This is a genomic window from Sphingomonas natans, from assembly GCF_030546695.1.
Classification (GTDB): Bacteria; Pseudomonadota; Alphaproteobacteria; order Sphingomonadales; family Sphingomonadaceae; genus Sphingomonas_I; species Sphingomonas_I natans.
Genome location: NZ_JAUOTP010000001.1, coordinates 29,904 through 49,912 on the forward strand (window position 1 = coordinate 29,904; position 20,009 = coordinate 49,912).

Annotated in this window: 24 protein-coding genes; 4 read left to right on the top strand and 20 right to left on the bottom strand. The window is 66.9% G+C overall.

The window, feature by feature from the left end; all coding sequences use genetic code 11:
* The first annotated feature begins 15 nt into the window (after window positions 1–15).
* A complete protein-coding gene (locus Q4F19_RS00170; RefSeq protein WP_303539121.1) occupies window positions 16–1,362 on the top strand; it encodes a glycoside hydrolase family 27 protein in 1,347 nt (448 codons plus the stop codon).
* Window positions 1,363–1,366: 4 nt separating this feature from the next.
* Here Q4F19_RS00170 and Q4F19_RS00175 read toward each other — a convergent pair whose 3' ends face one another.
* The 14 genes from Q4F19_RS00175 to Q4F19_RS00240 all read right to left on the bottom strand — a co-directional run bounded on the left by Q4F19_RS00175 (window position 1,367) and on the right by Q4F19_RS00240 (window position 12,987).
* On the bottom strand, window positions 1,367–1,687 hold the full coding sequence (locus tag Q4F19_RS00175) for a polyhydroxyalkanoic acid system family protein (protein ID WP_303539122.1): 321 nt from the start codon (window positions 1,685–1,687) through the stop codon (window positions 1,367–1,369).
* On the bottom strand, window positions 1,684–3,015 hold the full coding sequence (locus Q4F19_RS00180; RefSeq protein ID WP_303539123.1) for a PQQ-dependent sugar dehydrogenase: 1,332 nt from the start codon (window positions 3,013–3,015) through the stop codon (window positions 1,684–1,686). Before Q4F19_RS00180 ends, Q4F19_RS00175 begins: the two co-directional genes overlap by 4 nt.
* A 52-nt stretch (window positions 3,016–3,067) precedes the next feature.
* Window positions 3,068–3,943: a hemolysin family protein gene (locus Q4F19_RS00185; RefSeq protein WP_303539124.1), complete on the bottom strand. Its 876-nt coding sequence runs from the start codon at window positions 3,941–3,943 to the stop codon at window positions 3,068–3,070.
* Between the two features lie 8 nt (window positions 3,944–3,951).
* Window positions 3,952–4,461, bottom strand: a complete 510-nt coding sequence (gene ybeY, locus Q4F19_RS00190) for an rRNA maturation RNase YbeY (RefSeq protein ID WP_303539125.1) — start codon at window positions 4,459–4,461, stop codon at window positions 3,952–3,954.
* On the bottom strand, window positions 4,458–4,853 hold the full coding sequence (locus Q4F19_RS00195) for a type II toxin-antitoxin system VapC family toxin (protein WP_303539126.1): 396 nt from the start codon (window positions 4,851–4,853) through the stop codon (window positions 4,458–4,460). Before Q4F19_RS00195 ends, ybeY begins: the two co-directional genes overlap by 4 nt.
* Entirely contained in the window at window positions 4,837–5,115 is a 279-nt protein-coding gene (locus tag Q4F19_RS00200) for a type II toxin-antitoxin system VapB family antitoxin (RefSeq protein WP_303539127.1), read from the bottom strand. Before Q4F19_RS00200 ends, Q4F19_RS00195 begins: the two co-directional genes overlap by 17 nt.
* Window positions 5,116–5,162: 47 nt before the next feature.
* Window positions 5,163–6,266, bottom strand: coding sequence for an NAD(P)-dependent alcohol dehydrogenase (locus Q4F19_RS00205; RefSeq protein WP_303539128.1), 1,104 nt, complete (start codon window positions 6,264–6,266; stop codon window positions 5,163–5,165).
* A 62-nt stretch (window positions 6,267–6,328) separates the two neighbouring features.
* Window positions 6,329–7,420: a catalase family protein gene (locus Q4F19_RS00210; RefSeq protein WP_303539129.1), complete on the bottom strand. Its 1,092-nt coding sequence runs from the start codon at window positions 7,418–7,420 to the stop codon at window positions 6,329–6,331.
* A gap of 114 nt (window positions 7,421–7,534) precedes the next feature.
* A complete protein-coding gene (locus tag Q4F19_RS00215) occupies window positions 7,535–8,533 on the bottom strand; it encodes a PhoH family protein (protein WP_303539130.1) in 999 nt (332 codons plus the stop codon).
* Between the two features lie 101 nt (window positions 8,534–8,634).
* On the bottom strand, window positions 8,635–9,747 hold the full coding sequence (locus Q4F19_RS00220; RefSeq protein WP_303539131.1) for an adenylate/guanylate cyclase domain-containing protein: 1,113 nt from the start codon (window positions 9,745–9,747) through the stop codon (window positions 8,635–8,637).
* Window positions 9,748–9,924: 177 nt separating this feature from the next.
* On the bottom strand, window positions 9,925–10,320 hold the full coding sequence (locus Q4F19_RS00225) for a hypothetical protein (RefSeq protein ID WP_303539132.1): 396 nt from the start codon (window positions 10,318–10,320) through the stop codon (window positions 9,925–9,927).
* An 84-nt stretch (window positions 10,321–10,404) separates the two neighbouring features.
* Window positions 10,405–10,893 carry a peptide-methionine (R)-S-oxide reductase MsrB gene (gene msrB, locus Q4F19_RS00230; RefSeq protein ID WP_303539133.1) on the bottom strand — a complete coding sequence of 163 codons (489 nt, stop codon included), beginning with the start codon at window positions 10,891–10,893 and terminating at the stop codon, window positions 10,405–10,407.
* Window positions 10,894–10,930: 37 nt separating this feature from the next.
* Window positions 10,931–12,073, bottom strand: coding sequence for an ABC transporter permease (locus tag Q4F19_RS00235; RefSeq protein WP_303539134.1), 1,143 nt, complete (start codon window positions 12,071–12,073; stop codon window positions 10,931–10,933).
* Window positions 12,070–12,987 (bottom strand): ABC transporter ATP-binding protein, encoded by a 918-nt coding sequence (locus tag Q4F19_RS00240; RefSeq protein ID WP_303539135.1) that lies wholly within the window; start codon window positions 12,985–12,987, stop codon window positions 12,070–12,072. The genes Q4F19_RS00235 and Q4F19_RS00240 overlap by 4 nt, the downstream gene beginning before the upstream one ends.
* Window positions 12,988–13,150: 163 nt before the next feature.
* Between Q4F19_RS00240 and queG the strand changes: the two genes are divergently transcribed.
* Window positions 13,151–14,299 carry a tRNA epoxyqueuosine(34) reductase QueG gene (gene queG / locus Q4F19_RS00245; RefSeq protein WP_303539136.1) on the top strand — a complete coding sequence of 383 codons (1,149 nt, stop codon included), beginning with the start codon at window positions 13,151–13,153 and terminating at the stop codon, window positions 14,297–14,299.
* A gap of 8 nt (window positions 14,300–14,307) precedes the next feature.
* On the top strand, window positions 14,308–14,688 hold the full coding sequence (gene gloA2 / locus Q4F19_RS00250) for an SMU1112c/YaeR family gloxylase I-like metalloprotein (RefSeq protein ID WP_303539137.1): 381 nt from the start codon (window positions 14,308–14,310) through the stop codon (window positions 14,686–14,688).
* Here gloA2 and Q4F19_RS00255 read toward each other — a convergent pair.
* Complete coding sequence (locus Q4F19_RS00255) at window positions 14,633–15,058, bottom strand: hypothetical protein (protein WP_303539138.1); 426 nt, start codon at window positions 15,056–15,058, stop codon at window positions 14,633–14,635. The two genes, gloA2 and Q4F19_RS00255, sit on opposite strands and share 56 nt — an antisense overlap.
* 276 nt (window positions 15,059–15,334) lie before the next feature.
* On the opposite strand from Q4F19_RS00255, the gene Q4F19_RS00260 reads away from it, so the two are divergent.
* Window positions 15,335–16,330: an adenosine kinase gene (locus Q4F19_RS00260; RefSeq protein ID WP_303539139.1), complete on the top strand. Its 996-nt coding sequence runs from the start codon at window positions 15,335–15,337 to the stop codon at window positions 16,328–16,330.
* A gap of 198 nt (window positions 16,331–16,528) precedes the next feature.
* Here the strand turns inward: Q4F19_RS00260 and Q4F19_RS00265 are convergent, their stop codons facing one another.
* The 5 genes from Q4F19_RS00265 to purS all read right to left on the bottom strand — a co-directional run bounded on the left by Q4F19_RS00265 (window position 16,529) and on the right by purS (window position 19,938).
* Window positions 16,529–18,082 (bottom strand): amino acid permease, encoded by a 1,554-nt coding sequence (locus tag Q4F19_RS00265; protein WP_303539140.1) that lies wholly within the window; start codon window positions 18,080–18,082, stop codon window positions 16,529–16,531.
* A 155-nt stretch (window positions 18,083–18,237) separates the two neighbouring features.
* On the bottom strand, window positions 18,238–18,621 hold the full coding sequence (locus Q4F19_RS00270) for a histidine triad nucleotide-binding protein (RefSeq protein WP_303539141.1): 384 nt from the start codon (window positions 18,619–18,621) through the stop codon (window positions 18,238–18,240).
* 101 nt (window positions 18,622–18,722) lie between these two features.
* Window positions 18,723–19,040 carry a phosphoribosyl-ATP diphosphatase gene (locus tag Q4F19_RS00275; protein ID WP_303539142.1) on the bottom strand — a complete coding sequence of 106 codons (318 nt, stop codon included), beginning with the start codon at window positions 19,038–19,040 and terminating at the stop codon, window positions 18,723–18,725.
* Complete coding sequence (gene purQ, locus Q4F19_RS00280; protein WP_303539143.1) at window positions 19,037–19,702, bottom strand: phosphoribosylformylglycinamidine synthase subunit PurQ; 666 nt, start codon at window positions 19,700–19,702, stop codon at window positions 19,037–19,039. The genes Q4F19_RS00275 and purQ overlap by 4 nt, the downstream gene beginning before the upstream one ends.
* 5 nt (window positions 19,703–19,707) lie before the next feature.
* The gene (gene purS, locus Q4F19_RS00285; RefSeq protein ID WP_303539144.1) at window positions 19,708–19,938 is read right to left on the bottom strand and encodes a phosphoribosylformylglycinamidine synthase subunit PurS; all 231 of its coding nucleotides are present in this window, start codon (window positions 19,936–19,938) and stop codon (window positions 19,708–19,710) included.
* Between the last annotated feature and the right edge of the window lie 71 nt (window positions 19,939–20,009).

Here is a 20,009-nt window from a genome sequence, read left to right on the forward strand (position 1 = left end):
CAAGGGAGTGTGCGGATGACCGGCAAAGCCATGCCTATCGAGCGGCGTTCCTTCCTGGGCGCCGCCGCGCTGGTCGCAGGCGCGGGAGCGTCGATCCTGCGGGCACAGCCGTCGGGAGCGATGCTCGCGCCGACCCCGCCGATGGGCTGGAACAGCTGGAACAGCTTCGCCACGACGATCACCGAGGCGCAGGCGCTCGAGACCGCGCATATCATGGCGGAGAGGCTGCTGCCGTTCGGCTACGACGTCTTCACGGTCGATATCCAATGGTACGAGCCGGACGCGAAGAGCTACGACTATAACAAGAACCCGATCCCGCAGATGGACGGCTATGGCCGGCTGCTGCCCGCGCCCAACCGCTTCCCGTCGAGCACCGGCGGCAAGGGCTTCGCGCCGCTCGCGGATCGGGTGCACGCGCTCGGTCTCAAATTCGGCATCCATCTGATGCGCGGCATCCCGCGCTTGGCGGTTCAGAAGAACCTGCCCGTGCTCGGCACCTCGGTCCGTGCCGCCGACATCGCCGACACGACCAGCATCTGCGCCTGGAACCCCGACATGTACGGCGTCGACATGACCAAGCCCGGCGCGCAGGCTTATTATGACGGTGTCTTCGCGCTCTATGCCTCGTGGGGCGTCGATTTCATCAAGATGGACGACATGAGCCGGCCCTATGCCGCGCATCGCCCCGAGATCGAGGCGGCGCATCGCGCGATTGGGAAGACGGCGCGGCCGATCGTCCTGAGCCTGTCGCCCGGCGAGACGCCGGTTGCCGAGGGCGCGCATGTCGGGCGCTACGCGCAGATGTGGCGCATAAGCGACGATTTTTGGGACGAATGGCCGCTACTGGAGGCGCAATTCGCCCGGCTGGCGAACTGGGCGCCTTATCGCCGGCCCGGCGCCTGGCCCGATGCCGATATGCTGCCTTTGGGGCGGCTCGCGCTCGGCCAGCGCGATACGAAGTTCACGCCCGCCGAGCAGCAGACGCTGATGACGCTCTGGGCGATCGCGCGCTCGCCTTTGATCATGGGCGGCGACCTGCGCCACCTCGACGAACCGACGCTTGCGCTGCTGACCAACCGCGCGGTGATCGCCGTCAACCAGGCCTCGACCGACAATCGCCCGCTGCCGATGCCCGAGGGCGCGCGTGCGTGGAGCGCGCGGAGCGAGAATGACGACAGCCGCTATCTCGCCTTGTTCAACCTGAAGCACGCGCCGGCCGAAGTGAGCGTGCCGGTCGGAACGCTTGTCGGCGCACGCGCCAAGGTCCGCGACCTGTGGACGGGGGCGGATCTGGGGCAGGCGGGGCAGCGTGTGACGCGGATGCTGCCTGCGCACGGAGCGGCGCTGCTGCGGCTGGGATAAGGCGTCAGGCCTTGCTCTTGTCCTCGAGCATCCGCGTGCCGCCTTCCTTCACCGCCGCCTGGATCGCGGCAGAGAAGTAGCCGAGCATCCCCGGCAGCATCAGATGGACGCGGACGCGCGCCTCCTCGACTTCGAGGCTGGCGGCAATGTCCTGCCCCATCGCCTTGATATTGAGGACCATCTCGTTCTCGTTCGGCCAGGCCGACTGAACCTCGGCGAGCCCGCCCGGAATATGACCGGCGAGATCGCCGATCCGCGCCTTCATCCGCTCGCGCGCGCCGGCGCGGCCGAGACTGTGGGGAACGTCGACCGTGATCGGCGTCATTTCGCGCTCACCCGCCACACCGCATTGCCGACATCGTCCGCGACGAGCAGCCCGCCCGCGCGATCGACGACGACACCGACCGGGCGTCCGCGTGCCTGCTCGTCCGCATTCAGGAAGCCTGAGAGCACATCGACCGGCAGTCCGACCGGGCGGCCCTTCTGGAAGCGCACGAAGATTACCTTGTAACCGGAGAAGGGCTTGCGGTTCCACGAACCGTGCTGGCCGATGAAGGCGCCGCCTGTGAATGCCGGCCCGAGCTTGGCGCCGTCCGAGAAGGTCAGGCCAAGCGAGGCTGTGTGCGGCCCGAGCGCGTAATCGGGGCGGACGACATATTGCTGGAGATCCTGATCGTCCGGATCCTTGGGCCGGGTGTCGGGCGCGCCGCCCCAATAATACCAGGGCCAGCCGTAGAAGCCGCCGAACTGCACTTCGGTCAGATAATCGGGGACGACGTCAGAGCCCAGTTCGTCACGCTCGTTGACGACCGTGTAGAGCACCTTGCGCGTCGGCTCCCACGCCATGCCGTTGGGATTGCGCAGGCCGTAGGCGAAGATGCGGTGCTGCTTGGTCTGGAGATCGACCTCCCAGATCGCGGCGCGCTCCTGCTCCACCGCCATGCCGCGCTCGCCGACGTTCGAATTCGATCCGACCGTGACGTACAGCAATTTGCCATCGGGGCTGGCGAGGATGTTCTTGGTCCAGTGATGGTTGATCGGCCCGCCGGGCAGATCGATCAGTTTGACCGGCTTGGCGTCGATCCTGGTCTGGCCGGGGGTGAAGGGCACGCTGACGATCGCATCTGCATTGGCGATGTAGAGCGTGGGGCCCACCAGAGCCATGCCGAACGGCGAGTTGAGGCCCGAGATCAGCACCGTGCGGCTCTCGGCGACGCCGTCGCCATCCTTGTCGCGCAGCAGCGTGATCCGGTTCGCGCTCTTCGTCTCGGCACCGGCCATGCCCATGACGAGCCCCTGCACCTTGGCCTTGAGTCCCTTGTTATCGTCGGGCTTGGGCGGCGCGTTACTCTCGGCGACGAGCACGTCGCCGTTCGGCAGCGCTAGCAGCCAGCGCGGATGATCGAGCCCGGTCGCGAACGGCTGCACCTTCAATCCGGCCGCCGGCGTCGGCATCTCGCCCGTCTTCCAGCCCACCGCCTTGGCGACATGGACGAGCGGGATCAGCCCGGTGTGGATCGAATCCAGCTTCGGCTTCGTCCCCTGGCCCGCGGTGATGTCGAGCCGCGCGCGCTGGTTACGGACGGTGAAATAGAGGCCGGCGGCGAGCGCTACGACGATCAGACCGGTGACGATGAGGATACGCTTCAGCATGACGGCGCAACGATCCAGTTCGCAAAAGGTGGCACGCGGTAATCCAGGGAGATTAGCCGATTTCCTCCGGGGGATGCAGCCGCAGCCGCTCCACGCGGCGCGTATCGGCGGCGGTCACTTCCAGCCGCCAGCCGCTCGGATGCAATACCGTCTCGCCGACCTGCGGAACATGGCCGGCCAGCACCGAGGCGAGCCCGCCCAATGTATCGACATCCTCCTCGATATCGGCGAGCCGCGGATCGATGACTTCGGCGACTTCCTCCAGTTCGGCGCGCGCATCGGCATCCCAGACGCCATCGTCGAGCGCGACGAGCAAGGCGGGCGGCGCCTCGTCATGCTCGTCCTCGATCTCGCCGACGATCTCCTCGACGATATCCTCGATCGTGATGAGCCCCTCGGTGCCCGAATATTCATCGAGCACGATCGCGAGGTGCGTACGCGTCGCGCGCATCTCGGCAAGCAGATCGAGCACGCCCATCGATTCCGGCACGTAGCGGGGCTGGCGGATCAGATCGGCGATCGTCTCGGGCGGCTCGCGCCCGGTCGCGAGGATGAAGAAGACGTCCTTGATGTGAATCATCCCGATCACATGATCGAGATCGTCCTGGAAGACGGGCAGGCGGCTATGACCGGCGTCGGCGAAGACCTGGACGAGCTCGGAAAAGCCGATCGTGTCGGGCACGGCGACGATGTCGCCACGCGTGACGCCGACATCGCCCGCGGTGCGATCGCCGAAATCGAGCAGGTTGCGCAGCATCTGCCGTTCGGCGACCGACAGGTCGCCCTTGGCCGGCGCGCCGTGATCATGCTCCTCATGTTCCTCGATCGCCTCCGCGATCTGGTCGCGCAAGGTCGGCTCGGCCTCGTTGCCGAAGAGCAGGCCGCGCAGGCCCGCCCACAATCGGCCGCCGTCATTCGCCTCAGCCATGGATGCGCTTAGGCCTCCCGGACCGCATAAGGGTCGGCGATGTTGAGCGTGGCCAATGCGGCGCGCTCCAACTCCTCCATATGATCGGCCTCGGCCTCCCCCTGTTCATGATCATAGCCTAGCAAATGCAGCAGGCCGTGGACAATCAGGTGCGTGGCATGCTCCTCCAGCGTGGCGCTTTTCTCGGCTGCCTCCGCCGAGGTGACGCCGAAGGCAAGGACGATGTCGCCGAGCAGCACCTCGCCATCGTCGCTGTTGGCGAGCCCGTCGAGCATGTCGAGCTGGACCATCGGGAAGGACAATACGTTGGTCGGCTTGTCCTTCTGCCGATAGTCGCGGTTGAGCGTCTGCACCTCCTCGTCGGAGGTGAAACGCACCGAGACTTCGGCGGTGAAGCGCGCGGTGGCGATGTCGCCATGCGGGCTCGCCTCCAGCGCGGCGCGGACGGCGCGTGTCGCGAGCGCCTGCCAGTCGCCCTCGGGCCAAGGTGTTTCGACAGCGGTTTCGACGTGGATCATGCAAGGTCCGTCTTGGAGAAATCGTCGCCCTTGTAGAGCAACTTCGCGTTGTTAGCCTTGGCGCAGGCATAAGCGAAGCAATCGCCCATGTTGAGCTTGGCCGGGTGCCGGCCCTTGCCGTAGCGTTCATACGCATCGAGCGCAGCGATCGTCTCCCGCTCGCCGATCGCAACGATGCGCAGATCGAGCACCGCGATCGCGCCCCGGACGCGATCGCGCGCAATGTCCAGCGGGACGTCATGACTTCGGCACAGCGCCAAAACCGACTCCCATTCGGCCAAGGGCGAACTCAGGCGATCGAGCGTTTCCTCAAGGATCAGCGTCAAGGCATCGGATCCCGGCTCGCCCATGATCATGGCGACCAGTGCCGAGGCATCAACGAAGATCTTCAACGTCTTCTTCGCCGCTTAACCAGTCGAAGAACGCCTTGTCGGCCTGGTGCCCAGTGGGCGAGGGCAGGGGGTGCGCCGCGCGCCACGCGTCCAGCCGGTCGATCAGACTGTTCTCGGCTTTCCGCGGCTCAGATGAGCTCAGCTCCGCCTCCAGCGCATCCAACGCACGCCGGATCGTGTCGGTCTTGGTCGTTCCGAGCCGCTCTGCGACGCGACCTACCCGCGCGGCCGTCACACTATCCTTGATGTAGAGCGATGCCATGACCGTATCTCCGGGGATATCCTATCGGGATATCCCCGTTTACGCAATCAGGCCTCCGCCATTTCCTGCTTCAGGCTGGCCATGTCGATCACGTAGCGGAAGCGCACGTCGCCGCTCTTCACCTTCTTATAGGCCTTGTTGATGTCCTGGATCGGAATCACCTCGACGTCCGGGGCGATCTGATGCTTGGCGCAGAAATCGAGGATCTCCTGCGTTTCGGCGATGCTGCCGATCAGCGATCCGGCCAGACTGCGGCGGTGCATGATCACCTCCTGATTGTTGTAGCCCGGCATCGGCCCGAGTTCGCCGACCGCGACGAACGTGCCGTTGCGCTTCAGCGTCGGGATGAACGGATCGGCCTTGTGCTTTTCGGGCACGGTCGAGAGGATGAAGTCGAACGTCCGCGCGAGGCTCTTCAGCGCCTCCGTGTCGCTCTCCAGCACGCCCTTGGCGCCGAGCTTCGTCGCCTCGGCGATCTTCTCTTCGGTCGTCGTGAACATCGTCACCTCCGCGCCCAGCGCCCTGGCGATCTTGAGCGCCATCTCGCCGAGCCCGCCGAAGCCGAGAACGCCGATCTTGTCGCCGGCCTTCACGCCCCAATGCTTCATAGGCGAAAAGGTCGTGACGCCCGCGCACAGGATCGGCGCGGCCGCCTCGATCGGCAGCGATGCCGGGATCTTGAGGACGAAATCCTCCTTTACGACGACGACGTTCGAATAGCCGCCATACGTATTGTCGCGGCCGTACATATTGCGGCCGTCGGGCGCCTTGGCGGCGGGGACCATCGGCCCGTTATAGGTGGCGAGCCAGCTGTTCGGGCCTTCGCAATATTGCTCCTCATGCGCATGGCACGGCTCGCACGAACGGCAGCTGTCGATCATGCAACCGACGCCGACCAGATCGCCGACCTTGTGCAGCGTCACGCCCGCGCCGACGGCCGCGACGCGGCCGACGACCTCATGGCCGGGGACGCACGGATAGACGGTGTTGGCCCAGTCGTTCTCGGCCTGGTGCACGTCCGAATGACAGACGCCACAATAGAGGACGTCGATCTGCACTTCGTGCGCGCCGGCTTCTTCGCGTTCGAATTCCATCGGCTTCAGGCGGCTGAAACTGTGCTGCGCGGCATAGCCGAGCGCTTTGATCGTCATCGATATTTCCTCGTGTAGCGGGGCCCGCCGGATCATCCCCGGCGGGCCTTGGATTTGTTGGCTCAGGCGTCGAGGTCTTCGAGCTGCTTCACCTGGTGCATCGGGCATCCGTTGAACGTGCTGCGATGATTGGCCGAGAATTCGTAGGTCTCGTGGCGCGCGCGATTGACCGAGCCAAGCGGCTGGTGCGCCGCGATCCCGTGCCACGGGCTGAACGACAAGGCATCTTCCTGACGATCGCTGACGCCATGCTCCCAGGAGACCTGCGGCGCGACCTCCAGCGTCGCGACCGGCACGAACGGGCTGACCGTCTCGTCCCACACCACGGTCGGATTCTCGACGGGCATCGCTTCCAGATCGGTGCAGAGCTGGACGCACAGCTGCCACGTCCCGCCCTGCGACGCGATGACCTCGCGCACATCCTCGCGCAGCGCATCGGGGCGGCCGCTGACGTTGACCTTGTCGCCGGTGAGTTCCGTCAGCGCGGGCGAGATCGGCTTCAGCGAGAATTTCGCGATATGGTCGCCGTAGCGGAACGCCGTCTGCGAGTAATAGGTGTCGCCGAGCGGATGCGTCTCGGGCGTCCCGCCGAGCTGGCTGATCAGCACCGAACTGCCGCCGACCGCCTCGATCGCGCCTTCTACCGCGCGCAACGTCGCCGACAGCACCTTCTTGAGGCCCTCGCCCTTGTCGGTCGTGGCCGCGAGCAGCTTGAGGTTCTTGAGGAAGGCGGCCGGTGTCGGCGCGCCGAAGACCGGTCCGTTGACCATCAGGAAATCCTGCTCGCCATCGTTGGAGCCCGGCAGGCGATCGCCGGGCACGCCGAAGATCTTGAGGCCCACGCCGCGCGGCGCGCTCACCGAATCGTCGAGGATGTCGCCGGGCGCGGTCGAGATGCGCAGCACCGCTTCATAGCGTCCCGGCTGTGCGAACAGGCCCTGCGCGAGTTCGATAGGAAGCGTATCGAGGATCGTCAGCGTGCCCCGGACGATGCCGTGGCTCTTGGCGTGGACGCCGCGCACGGCATGGCCATAATCCTTGGACGTCGTATCGAGGATCGTCTGGAACGTCTGCTTCAGCCCCTTGATCGCCTCGGCTTCGTCGGGCTCGATCGTCTCGACGGACGGGGCGTAGCGAACGGGCTGGGTCGTCATGAAAAAATCTCCGAATAATCGAAGACTTAACCTTGAGCAGCCCAGCATGTTCCGGACGAAAATGCGCGGCTCGACGCTTTTGCGGTCCCTTCTAGCGACGGCGAAGGACGCGGGTCAGGCGTCGTCGGGCCCCTCATAGGCCTGGACGATCTTGCCGACGATCGGATGGCGGACGACATCGGCCGCGCCGAAGCGGATCGTGGCGATATTCTCGATCCCGTCCAGCCTGTTGACCGCGTCGGCCAGGCCAGATTTGCCGATGTCGGGCAGATCGATCTGGCGCGGATCGCCGCACACCACCATCCGGCTGTTCTGCCCGAAGCGCGTCAGGAACATCTTCATCTGCGCGGGCGTGGTGTTCTGCGCCTCGTCGAGGATCACGAACGCATCGGAGAGCGTCCGGCCGCGCATGAACGCGATCGGCGCGATCTCGATCTCGCCCGAGGTCATCCGTCGCTCGACCTGTTCGGCGGGCAGCATATCGTAGAGCGCATCGTAGAGCGGGCGGAGATAGGGATCGACCTTCTCCTTCATGTCGCCGGGCAGAAAGCCCAGCCGCTCGCCGGCCTCGACCGCAGGGCGCGACAGGATGATGCGCTGCACCGATCCCTGGATCAGCTGCTGCACGGCCTGCGCGACCGCGACATAGGTCTTGCCCGTGCCCGCCGGCCCCAGCGCGAAGATCAGGTCGGCCGAGCCGAGCGCTTCCATGTAAACCGCCTGCGTCGCCGAGCGCGGCACGATCGTCTTCTTGCGCGTGCGGATCATCACCGAGGGCGGCGCCGAAACGTCGTTGCGGATGATCCCGTCCAGCATCGGCTCGGCCGACATCTGGATCACCGCGTCCACCATGCCGCTGTCGATATTCTCGCCGCGGACGATGCGATTGTAGAGCCCGGAGAGCACTTCGCGGGCGCGGCCGGCCTGTTCGGCCTCGCCCTCGATTTGCAATTTGTTGCCCCGCGCCGAGATATAGACGCCGAGACGATGCTCGATCGCGATCAGATTCTGATCATATTCGCCGAACAAGCGCCCCAGCAATTGCGGGCGATCGAAGGTGATTTCCAGGCGGGCGCTGTCGCCGGCGCGGGCGGGGACTGGCTTGCGGCTCATCGGATCCTTTTACGGTACGAGTCGAAGAAGAAGATGGGCCGGTCGTGTGACGATTGCTAGCGGCAACTTGCCGTACGCGGGCAGGGGAGACCGGACCGTGGCTATTTCGCCAGCATCCGCCAGACGCCCGCCCAGCCTTCGGGGGGCACGCTGTGCAGGCCACGGATGCGGCCCAGCATCGCTGCGCTCGGCCCGTCCTCGGGGCGCAGCTCCAGCGCGCGGACGAAGCCCTGCTCGGCCCGGTCCCACGCACCGTCGCGATACCAGCCGAGCGCGTCGGCATAAGCGGCGTGGACCGTCCGCTGCTCGGGCGTGGCGGCGCCCGCCATGCCGATCAGCTCGTATATGTCGATCGGCGTATCGCGCCCGACGACGCGGATTGTATCCAGCAGCCGCGTCTCGATCGCATCGCCGGCGAGGCGCACGGTTTCGGGATCGACGATGATGCACGTGCCATAAGCCTTGTTCGTCCCCTCCAGCCGCGAGGCGAGATTGACCGTATCGCCCATCACCGTGAAGCTGCGCGCGAAGCCCGGCCCGATGCTGCCGACGACGACCTCGCCGGTCGTGACCGACATCCGGCTGGTGACGTGCGGCGCCTTCCGCCAGCCGAGCAGATCGGGCAGCCGCGCGTTGAAGTCGGCGAGCAGATCACGCTGGGCGAGCGCGGCGCGGCAGGCCTGCCCGGCCTGGTCCGCCGGATCGGCGAAGGGCGGCACCCAGAAGGCCATGATCGAATCGCCGATATATTTGTCGATGATCCCGTCGAAGGCGCGGATCGGTGCGGACATGGTCGCGAAATATTCGTTGATCATCGTCACCAGCATCGCCGGCGTGAGCGTCTCGGAAAGCTCGGTGAAGCCGGCGATGTCCGAGAAGAACAAGGTCGCGATCTGCTTGGTGCCCGCCTTGGTGGCGGAGGCCTCGCCGTCGATCAGCTGCGTCACGATCCGCGGATCGACATACTGGCCGAACGTCTCCTTGATCCGCTCCTTGGATCGGAGCCCGGCGAGCATGTCGTTGAAGGCGCGCGTCACGTCGCCCACCTCGTCGCTCGACGTGACGGGCACCTCGCCGTCCAGCCGCCCCGCCTCCACCGCGCGCGCGCCTTCGCGTAGGCGCGCGATCGGCCGCGTCACGCCGCGCGAGACGAGGAAGGCGAGAAACAGCCCGATGACGCTGGCGATCGCGATCAGCAGATAGTTTGCGCGCATCGCGCCGGTCTCGCGATTCTCGACGAGCGTGACGGCGCTGCGCGCAAAGGCCTCGATCTCGTCCGCATCGGCATCGCTGGCCTTCTTCAGCAGGCGCGTGTCGGCCGCATAATCGCGCTGCGCCTCGACATCGGCGGGCGCGGCGCACAGCCTGTCCGCGGACTGCCGATGGCGCTCTTACAATTCTCCCAGCTGATCGATCAGCGGCATCATCCGCGCGAATTCGGTGCGGTTCGGATCGATCCGCGAGATCGACTGGCCCAGCCGGACGTCTTCCCGTGCTTCTTTGAGCTCGCCGGCGGCGACGCGCGCGGCGCTCGCCACGATCGCACGGCAGGCGGCGGGGCCGTCAGTGACGTGCTGCGCGATCCCCAATTCGCCGTCGTCGATCGCGTTGCGCAGGTCCTGCAGATCCAGCGCTAGCGGGACGACGGAATGGCCGAGCGTCCGCAGCTGATGGCTGACCCGATCGATCGAGCCGGCCGACCAGGCCGAGACGACCAGCATCACCAGCAGCAGGCCCACGGCGATGCCGAAGATCTTCAGGCTGATCGATCGCAGCACATTGCTCATGTCGCATGCCCCCCAGCGCAACCGAGACCAACCGGATCGCGCCCGTCCCGCCGCGAGTCAAGCCGCGCGGATCAGGCGTGCGCGTCAGGCCTTGCCGGGCAGGAACTTCAGCGCCACGCCGTTCATGCAATAGCGCTTTCCCGTCGGCGGCGGGCCATCGTCGAACACATGGCCGAGATGGCCCCCGCAGCGCCGGCAGACCACTTCGGTGCGCGCCATGCCGAGCGTATAGTCGCTCTTGACGATCACCGCCTTGGGCAGCGCCGCGTAAAAGCTCGGCCAGCCTGTGTGGCTGTCGAACTTGGTCCTGGACGAGAAGGCCGGCAGCGCGCAGCCGGCGCAGGCGAAGACGCCCGCGCGATGCTCTTCCAGCAGCGGCGACGAGCCCGGCTGCTCGGTATCGGCCTTGCGCAGCACGCCATAGGCTGCGGGCGAAAGGCGCTTGCGCCATTCCGCGTCGCTCAGCGTGACCTCATATTTGGCATCGGCCGCGCCGCCGCTCGACGCCCACATCAAGGCGACCGCCGAGGCCACGCCCATCGTTCCGATCGCTTCCCGCCGACTAACCCGCATGTCCCGTCTCCTCAGCTCCCATACGTAGGAGGTCGGCTCATGGTTGCCGAGAGCTGCGCCCCGATTTCAGGACATTACGGCGGAACATGCGCGCGCCGATCCGGATCATCAGCGCGAGCGCCGCGATCTGCCAGACGAGCGCCGCCAGGTGCGGCCACAGAACGGGCATCTGCGCCGCGCGCGCGATCATCGCGAAGGGCGATGTCCAGGGGATGATCGTCGCCAGCAGACCCACGGTCCCATTGGGTTCGGTAACCGAGGCGGAGGCGAGCCCGAACACGAGCAATTGTGCCATCGTCAGCGGCATCGACAAGGTCTGCACCTCGCGCACGCTGCCCGCCTGCGCGCCGATGCCGAGATAGAGCGCGCCGATCAGCAGATAGACGGTCGCGAAATAGAGGATGCCGAGCGCGAGGAAGATCGGCCAGCCGACCGCGGGCGCGGGCAAGGCGAGCTGCGGCGGCAGGAAGCCGGCAATCGCGATCCCGCCGCTCGTCCACACCGCGACCCCGGTCAGCGAGACGCACAGCATGCCGATCAACTTGCCGAGGAACACCGCGTCGATCGGCACGGCGGCGGCGAGCAATTCGATCACCTTCGAGGATTTCTCCTCGACGAGATTGGAGATCATCATGCCCGCGAGCAGCATCGTCAGGAAGAAGAGGACGAACTGCGCGCCGCGCGCGAGATCGAGCCGCGAATCGTCCGGCCGTTCGGTCTCGACGTCCGTGCGCGTCGTGATCGTCACCTGCGCGGGCAAGGCGTGGCCCGTCGCCCGCTCGGCGCGCGCGCGATCGACGATCAGGCCGATCCGTCCCGACAGGCGCGGCAAGGCGTCGGCGGGCGCGGCCAGCACCGGCTTGTCGAGCGTGCCCGTCAGCACCGGCTGGTCCTTGCTGTCGCTCTCGCGCTGGAGCCGCGGCAGAGCACCGTCGCCGAGCCGCTCGGCGAGCGCGGCGCGCGCAGCGATCAGCGCGTCCGAGTCGGGCCCGGCCATGATCAGCTGCACCGATCGCCCCGGCGGCGGGCGCGACTGGCTCGCCATGATCGCGCCATAGCCGCCCCCCAGCAGCAAGGGCAGCAGCGGTCCGATCAGGAACAGGATGAAGGTCTTCGACCAGACCGTCGCGACGTAATCGCGCCGGGCGATGACCCAGGCGGAGCGCAGCAGGCGGTTCATGACAGCGCCTCGGCGACCGGATCGGGCTCGGCTCCGACGATAGCGACGAACGCCTCGTGCAGGCTCGGCGGCTCGATCGCGAGCGTCTCGATCCCCGCTTTCGCGTCGATCAGCGCGGCGAGCAGAGGCTCGATCCCGCCCTGCGGAAGCTGAAACTGCCACACGCCGTCCCGCAGCACGGCATCGGCCGGCAAAGCGGCGTGCCACGCGCCATCGGCGACCTTCGTCGAGAGGCGGACCCGGGAGGGCAGGCGCGCCCGCGCGGTCGCGATCTCGCCCTCGAAGCGGACCTCGCCCCCGGCGATGATTGCGATCCGCTCGCACAGCCGCTCGGCATGCGCGATGACGTGCGTCGAGAACAGGATCGTCGCGCCGCCCGCGGCCTGCGCGCGGATCAGCCCCTCCAGCCGCTGCTGGTTGATCGCGTCGAGCCCCGAGAAGGGCTCGTCGAGCACGATCAGGCGCGGTTCGTGAACCATCGTCCCGAGCAATTGCACGAGCTGCGCCATGCCCTTCGACAGCGTCCGGATCGGCCGATCGGCAGGCAGTCCATGATCGGCGAGCAGCGCCACCGCCCGCCGCCGCCCCTCGGCAAGCGAGAGCCCGCGCAGCGCGCCCATGAACGCGATCGCCTCGCGCCCGGTCATGCCCGGATAGAGGCCGCGCTCCTCGGGCAGATAGCCGACGAGCGGCGCGACCGCGAGCGGATCGGCGGACCCGAGGATGCGCCGCTCGCCGCCGTCGGGATCGATGATGCCGAGCAGCATGCGCAAAGTCGTCGTCTTGCCCGCGCCATTGGGGCCGAGGATCCCGTAGATGCTCCCCGCCGGCACCGCGAGATCGATCCCACGCACCGCCGGCACGCCGCCGAACGTCTTGGTGAGCCCCGTGGCGCTGATGGCGAGATCCGGCATGCGGGGCGGGTCATAGCGGGCCGGGGGTTAACGGCAAATTCCCTGGCCCGTCATGCCAGCGAAGGCTGGCATCCATGTCTCTTACGTTCGGGCGCCGGCCTGGCCTGAGAGAGTCATGGACCCCAGCCTTCGCTGGGGTGACGGAAGAGGGTAAGGGGCGAGCGTGCCCGACGCCGCCCCTCTAGAAACCCGCCTCAAGGCCGAAGCCGCGCGCCTGGGCTTCGTCGCCTGCCGGATCGCGGCCGTTACCCCAGCCTGGGCTGCGGGCGAGCGCCTCCATGCGTGGATCGGCGAGGGTGCGCATGGCGAGATGGGGTGGATGGAGGAGCGCGCCGAGCAGCGCGCGCACCCCAATGCTTTGTGGGCCGAGGCGCGCTCGGCGATCATGCTCGGCATGAGCTACGCGCCGCCCTTCGATCCGCTCGCGCTGGCGGACGAAGGCGGGATCGGGCGCATCTCGGTCTATGCGCAGGGCCAGGATTATCACGACATCATCAAGAAGGCGCTGAAGGCGCTCGCCCGCTGGCTTGTCGCCGAAGCGTCCAACAACGGCGCCGCGCTCAAGGTGTTCGTCGATACCGCGCCGGTGATGGAGAAGCCGCTCGCCGCGCGCGCCGGGCTCGGCTGGCAGGGCAAGCATACCAATCTCGTCAGCCGCGAACATGGCAGCTGGCTCCTGCTTGGCGCGATCCTGACCGAACTGGAGCTCGCTCCCGACGAGTCCGTCGGCGACGCTTGCGGCTCGTGCGACGCCTGCCAGCGCGCCTGCCCGACCAATGCCTTTCCGGCACCCTATCGGCTCGATGCGCGGCGCTGCATTTCCTACTTAACAATCGAGCATAAGGGCCCGATCCCGCACGAATTTCGCGAAGGGATCGGCAACCGCATCTATGGCTGCGACGATTGCCTCGCCGTCTGTCCGTGGAACAAGTTCGCCGAGGATGCGCGCGCCAATCGTGCCTTTCTGTCCCGTGCCGAACTCGTCGCGCCGGAGCTCGCCGACCTGCTCGCGCTCGACGATGCGGCGTTCCGCATGGTCTTCGCCGGCTCGCCGATCAAGCGCATCGGCCGCGACCGGATGGTCCGCAACGCGCTGATCGCGGCGGGCAACAGCCGGCAGGCGGGGCTGGCCGAGACGGTCACGCGCCTGCTCGACGATCCCGCGCCGATTGTCCGCGGCGCGGCGATTTGGGCGCTGCGCAGGCTCGATCCCAATCGCGCCACGGCCGAGCGATGGCGCCTCGCGGGCGAAGGCGACGATGATGTCCGCTCCGAATGGGCCGGGATGACGGGGCAGGGCGCGAGCGGCTAGGAGAGGCCATGCGCGCCATTCATCACATCGCGATCATCTGCTCCGATTATGATCGCTCGAAGCATTTCTACACGCAGGTGCTGGGCTTCCCCGTCCTCGCCGAAGCGTATCGCGCGGAGCGTGCCTCGTGGAAATGCGATCTCGATGCTGGGAACGCGCAGATCGAGCTCTTCTCCTTCCCGTCGCCTCCGCCGCGCGCGAGCCGGCCCGAGGCATGCGGCCTGCGCCACCTCGCCTTCGTCGTCGAGGATGTCGCGGCCGAGGTCGCGCGGCTCGAAGGCTATGGCATCGCCGTCGAACCCGTCCGCATCGATCCTTACACGGACCGCAGGTTCACCTTTTTCGCCGACCCGGACGGGCTGCCGCTGGAACTGTACGAGCAGGCTTAGGTGGCTCGATCCGCGCGAGCGAGGCGACGCACGAGGCGCGATCGAAATCCGCGCCCGTCGGCGTCCGTGCATCGATCCACGTCACCTTGGGATCGCCTCCGCCCGCGGGCGGATACAGATAGGTATCGAGCACGCAGGCGGGCGAGCGGAATTGCAGCTTGCGCGCCGTGCCCTCGCGCACGTCCAGCGCGGGCGTGCCGAGCGACGCGATCAGGCTCGGCGCGCTTTGACCCATCACCCGATCGAGCCCCGCAGCGGGCGCGGCCGCGCGCGACGGCGGCGGTGGCGTCGAGGCGGGCGGCGCGGTTGGCCCGCAGGCGGAGAGTGCCAGGACGAGCAGGAGAGGCGGGACGAGGGGAAGGCGCTGCATTCGATCTCTCTCGGCGCGGGCGCCCCTGTCCGCAAGCGGTTGCCGCCGGAGCGCGCCGTCTCTAGGCCGGATCGACATCCCGCTTCCTGTCCGCTCATCCCGAGGAGCATTGAGCGAAGTCGAAATGGCGTCTCGAAGGACATGCGCGACGTGCGGATCCCTTCGAGACGGGCCTTCGACCGGGTCCCACGAAAGTACTACTTTCGTGGGTGCCCGACTTCGCTCAGTCCCTCCTCAGGATGAGCGGGTGGAATAAAACGCTATACGGAGACCTCAGTGAGCGAACCCACCATCGATATCGTCGCCATCGGCAATGCCATCGTCGACGTCCTCGCATCCGCCGACGATGCCTTCCTTAGCCAAAACGGCATGACCAAGGGCGCGATGCAGCTGCTCGATGCCGATCAGGCGAAGACGCTCTACGACGCGATGGGGGCGGCGCGCGAGATCAGCGGCGGATCGGCGGCGAACACGCTGGCGGGCGCGGCCTCGCTCGGCGCGAAATGCGCGTTCATCGGCCAGGTCGCGACCGATCAGCTCGGCGAGGTCTTCACGCACGACATCCGCGCGCAGGGCGTCGATTTCGTCACGCCCGCCAAGCCGCTCGACGCGCCGACCGCGCGCTGCCTGATCCTCGTCTCGGACGATGGCCAGCGGACGATGAACACTTATCTCGGCGCCGCGCAATTCCTGCCGCAGGATGCGATCGTCGAGGCCGAGATCGCCAGCGCCAAGGTGCTGCTGCTCGAAGGCTATCTGTGGGATCCGGCCGAGCCGCGCGAGGCGATGAAGCGCGCGATCCGCATGGCCAAGAGCGCGGGCCGCAAGGTCGCCTTGGGCGTGTCGGCGGTGTTCTGCATCCTGAACCACCGCGCGGATTTCCTCGCCATGCTGGATGCCGGCGACATCGACATCCTCTTCGCCAATGACGAGGAACTGCTCGCGCTGGCCGGCACCGAGGATTTCGAGGAGGCGGTCGCCTTCACCGCGGCGAAGGTCGAGCTGCTGGTGACGACGCGTGGGCCGGACGGCGCGATTGCGGTTTCGGGCGGCGAGCGCGCGAGCGTCCCTGCCGAGCCAATCGCCAAAATCGTCGACACGACCGGCGCGGGCGATCTGTTCTCGGCGGGCTTCCTCGTCGGCTATGTGCGCGGCAAGGGCCTGGCAGAAAGCCTGCGCATGGGCGCGATCGCCGCCGCCGAAGTCATCTCGCACTGGGGCGCCCGCCCCGAAGTCGCACTCGACAAGCTCATCGCCGAGAAGATGGGCTGAGGCTCCAGCGTCTCTCTGCGGCGAAAGCCGCAATCCAGCTTCTTCTCTGCGTCTCTGCGTGAATCAGATTTTTCACGCAGAGACGCGGAGACGCAGAGGAGAGAAGCAGGATCGTAGATCGGCGGAGCATCAAAGAAAAAGGCCCCCTCCCGATCCGGGAGAGGGCCTTTTCTTTATTCCGATCGGCTCAGCGCCTCATCACGCATCCTTATAGCCCGGCGTGTGGGCTCCCGGAAAAGGGGGCACGCCCTGCGGCGGCGCATCCTCGTCGGTCTCGGGGCTGTCGATGATGCCGCGGCCGAGGTTCGAATTGCCCTTGCTGTAGAGGAAATAGACGACCAGCCCGACCGCCGCCCAGCCGACGAACAGCAGGATCGTCTCCTTGGAGAGGCTGAAGAACAGATAGATGCAGCCGAGGATCGAGATCGGCGCGGTGATCATCACGAGCGGCGTGCGGAACGGGCGCTTGCGGCTCGGATCGGTCCGGCGGAGCACCATTACCGCGATCGAGACCGCCGCGAAGGCGAAGAGCGTGCCCGAGTTGGACACGTCGGCGAGCAGGCCGACCGGGAAGAAGGCGGCGAACAGGGCCACGAAGATGCCCGTCAGGATCGTAATGACGTGCGGCGTATGGAACTTGGGGTGGATCTTCGAGAAGAAGGCCGGGAGCAGGCCGTCGCGGCTCATCACGAAGAAGATGCGCGTCTGGCCGAACATCATCATCAGGATGACCGACGGCAGAGCGATGATCGCGGCGGCGCCGACGAGCCAGCCGATGAACGGATGGCCGACCGAGCGCAGCGTCCAGGCCAGTGCCTCCTTCGAGCAGACCACCGCGCCGTCCTGGATCGAACGGCAGGCCGCCGACAGAGCCGGCGTGCCGGGCGAAAGCACTTCGCCGGCCGCGCCGTGGACCGGTTGCGCACCGACCGTGCCGATCACGCCGGCCGCGACCAGCATGTAGAAGACGGTGCAGATGGCGAGGCTGCCGATCAGGCCGATCGGCATGTTGCGCTGCGGGTTCTTGGTCTCCTCGGCCGCGGTCGAGACCGCGTCGAAGCCGACATAAGCGAAGAAGATCGAGGCCGCCGCACCGGAGATGCCGGCGAAGCCCAAAGGCGCGAAGGGGGTGAAATTGCCGCTCTTGATGACCGGCAGCGTGACGATCACGAACAGGGTCAAGGCGATGATCTTGATCGCGACGAGGCCGGCATTGACCGTCGCGCTCTCCTTGGTGCCCCACACGAGCAGCAGGGTGACGATCGCGGCGATCAGCATCGCCGGCAGGTTGATGATCCCGCCGTCGAAGGGGCCTCGCACCAGATCCAGCGGCACGATGATATGCAGATTGCTCTGGACGAAGCCGATCATATAGCCCGACCAGCCGACCGACACCGCACCCGCGGCGATCGCATATTCGAGGATCAGCGCCCAGCCGACCATCCACGCGACGAGCTCGCCCATCACGGCATAGCTATAGGTGTAGGCGGAGCCCGAGACGGGGACCATCGCCGCCATTTCGGCGTAGCAGAGCGCGGCGACCGCGCAGACGAAGCCGGCGATCACGAACGAGATCATCATGCCGGGGCCGGCCTTCTGCGCGGCCTCGGCGGTGAGCACGAAGATGCCGGTGCCGATCACGGCGCCGACGCCGAGCATGGTCAGTTGGAAAGCACCCAGGGATCGCGTCAGGGACTTTTTCTGAGCCGTCGCCAATATGGCATCCAGCGATTTGACGCGTCCGAAAATCATGCAGTGTTCCCCTTGCGCCCGCAGCTTGAGGCAGGCCGATCGGATGAGACTAGCTACAAAAGCGATCGGCGCAACCGTTAAGCGATATTCCGCAGATCCGCGCACGTCGCCATGCTTTCCGGCAGGAACCGTCGAAAGCGCGTCGGATTCCCCTATCAGCGCTCGCGCGGCAGCATCGCGAGGAACTGGCGCCCGCCGAAGATGTGGACATGGAGGTGCGGCACCTCCTGGTGGCCATGCTCACCCATATTGGCGAGAAGCCGGTAGCCGTCCCCGGCCAGCCCCGCCTCGCGCGCAACCTGGCCGACCGCGCGGACGAAGCCGCCAATCTCCGCATCGGACGCCTTGGCCGAGAAGTCGTCCCACGAGACGTAGCGCCCCTTGGGGATTACGAGCAGATGGACGGGCGCCTGCGGCGCGATGTCGTGGAAGGCGAGCGCGTACGCGTCCTCATAAACCTTTTTGGCCGGGATCTCGCCGCGCAGGATGCGCGCGAAGATGTTGGCATCGTCATAGGGCAGGCTGGCGTCGATCGGCATGGGTCTCTCCGCTAAAATCCGTTCGGGCTGAGCCTGTCGAAGCCCCGTCTTTCTTCAAGAAGGGCAGTCCTTCGACAAGCTCAGGACAAACGGGAAGGGGATCAGGTCGTCCGCCCGGCCTTCTCGATTATTCCTGACACACCCTCGCGCCGATCCAGCTCCGCGAGCACGTCGCTCAGCGGCACGCCGGCATCGGCGAGCAGCACCATCAGGTGGAACAGTACGTCCGCCGCCTCGCCGGTCAGCGCCGGCCCATCCTCGGCCAACGCCGCGACGATCGTCTCGACCGCTTCCTCGCCGAACTTGCGCGCGATTTTCGGCCGGCCCTTGGCGAACAGGCTCGCGACATAAGACGAACCCGGATCGGCACCGCGACGCGAGGCGATCACCGCCTCCAGCCGCTCCAGCGTCTCGCTCAAGCGACCGCCTCGAGCAGGCCCTCGAACAGGCGACGTCCGTCGACATTCCCGTGCGCGCGCTCCATCGCGCGCTCCGGATGCGGCATCAGCCCCAGCACGTTGCCGCTCGCATTGACGATCCCGGCAATATCGCGCGCGGAGCCGTTGACCTGCTCGGCATAGCGGAAGGCGACGCGGCCCTCACCCTCGAGCCGATCGAGCGTGTCCTCGTCGGCGACATAATTGCCGTCATGATGTGCGACCGGAATGCCGATCGTCTCGCCCGCGGCATAGCGGCTGGTGAACAGCGACTGGCTGTTACCCACCTCCAGCGCCACCGTCCGGCAGACGAAGTCGAGCCCGGCATTGCGCATCAGCGCGCCCGGCAGCAGTCCCGCCTCGGTCAGCACCTGGAAGCCGTTGCACACGCCCAGCACCGGCACGCCGCGCTCGGCCGCCTTCGCCACCGCCTGCATGACCGGCGATCGCGCCGCCATCGCGCCCGAGCGCAGATAATCTCCATAGGAGAAGCCGCCGGGGATCGCGACGAGATCGACGCCGTCGGGCAATTCGGTCTCGCGATGCCAGACCATGACCGGATCGGTGCCGGTGACGTCTCGGATGGCGACGGCGAGGTCGCGGTCGCAATTGGAGGCCGGGAAGACGAGTACCGCGGTTTTCATGACGCTTACCCCCGTTCGATGCGATAATTCTCGATGACCGTATTGGCGAGCAACTTGCGGCACATCTGGTCGAGATCGTCGTCGCTGACATTGTCCGCATGATCGATCTCGATCAGCTTGCCCTGCCGCACGCCCTCGACTCCGGCGAAGCCGAGCCCGTCGAGCGCATGCTGAATGGCCTTGCCCTGCGGATCGAGCACGCCGCTCTTGAGGGTTACGTAGATGCGCGTCTTCATGGGGCTCGCCTCTGTCCATAAGCGGGGGCCGCTCGTTCGCGGGGCGCTATGGCGCGGAGCGCGCGGATGGG

Bases quoted from the DNA above. Each gene is read 5' to 3' on its own strand.
- Q4F19_RS00170 (WP_303539121.1), top strand. From the start codon at position 16: ATGACCGGCAAAGCCATGCCTATCGAGCGGCGTTCCTTCCTGGGCGCC.
- Q4F19_RS00175 (WP_303539122.1), bottom strand. From the start codon at position 1,687: ATGACGCCGATCACGGTCGACGTTCCCCACAGTCTCGGCCGCGCCGGC.
- Q4F19_RS00180 (WP_303539123.1), bottom strand. From the start codon at position 3,015: ATGCTGAAGCGTATCCTCATCGTCACCGGTCTGATCGTCGTAGCGCTC.
- Q4F19_RS00185 (WP_303539124.1), bottom strand. From the start codon at position 3,943: ATGGCTGAGGCGAATGACGGCGGCCGATTGTGGGCGGGCCTGCGCGGC.
- ybeY (WP_303539125.1), bottom strand. From the start codon at position 4,461: ATGATCCACGTCGAAACCGCTGTCGAAACACCTTGGCCCGAGGGCGAC.
- Q4F19_RS00200 (WP_303539127.1), bottom strand. From the start codon at position 5,115: ATGGCATCGCTCTACATCAAGGATAGTGTGACGGCCGCGCGGGTAGGT.
- Q4F19_RS00205 (WP_303539128.1), bottom strand. From the start codon at position 6,266: ATGACGATCAAAGCGCTCGGCTATGCCGCGCAGCACAGTTTCAGCCGC.
- Q4F19_RS00210 (WP_303539129.1), bottom strand. From the start codon at position 7,420: ATGACGACCCAGCCCGTTCGCTACGCCCCGTCCGTCGAGACGATCGAG.
- Q4F19_RS00215 (WP_303539130.1), bottom strand. From the start codon at position 8,533: ATGAGCCGCAAGCCAGTCCCCGCCCGCGCCGGCGACAGCGCCCGCCTG.
- Q4F19_RS00220 (WP_303539131.1), bottom strand. From the start codon at position 9,747: ATGCGCGCAAACTATCTGCTGATCGCGATCGCCAGCGTCATCGGGCTG.
- Q4F19_RS00225 (WP_303539132.1), bottom strand. From the start codon at position 10,320: ATGAGCAATGTGCTGCGATCGATCAGCCTGAAGATCTTCGGCATCGCC.
- msrB (WP_303539133.1), bottom strand. From the start codon at position 10,893: ATGCGGGTTAGTCGGCGGGAAGCGATCGGAACGATGGGCGTGGCCTCG.
- Q4F19_RS00235 (WP_303539134.1), bottom strand. From the start codon at position 12,073: ATGAACCGCCTGCTGCGCTCCGCCTGGGTCATCGCCCGGCGCGATTAC.
- Q4F19_RS00240 (WP_303539135.1), bottom strand. From the start codon at position 12,987: ATGCCGGATCTCGCCATCAGCGCCACGGGGCTCACCAAGACGTTCGGC.
- gloA2 (WP_303539137.1), top strand. From the start codon at position 14,308: ATGCGCGCCATTCATCACATCGCGATCATCTGCTCCGATTATGATCGC.
- Q4F19_RS00255 (WP_303539138.1), bottom strand. From the start codon at position 15,058: ATGCAGCGCCTTCCCCTCGTCCCGCCTCTCCTGCTCGTCCTGGCACTC.
- Q4F19_RS00265 (WP_303539140.1), bottom strand. From the start codon at position 18,082: ATGATTTTCGGACGCGTCAAATCGCTGGATGCCATATTGGCGACGGCT.
- Q4F19_RS00270 (WP_303539141.1), bottom strand. From the start codon at position 18,621: ATGCCGATCGACGCCAGCCTGCCCTATGACGATGCCAACATCTTCGCG.
- purQ (WP_303539143.1), bottom strand. From the start codon at position 19,702: ATGAAAACCGCGGTACTCGTCTTCCCGGCCTCCAATTGCGACCGCGAC.
- purS (WP_303539144.1), bottom strand. From the start codon at position 19,938: ATGAAGACGCGCATCTACGTAACCCTCAAGAGCGGCGTGCTCGATCCG.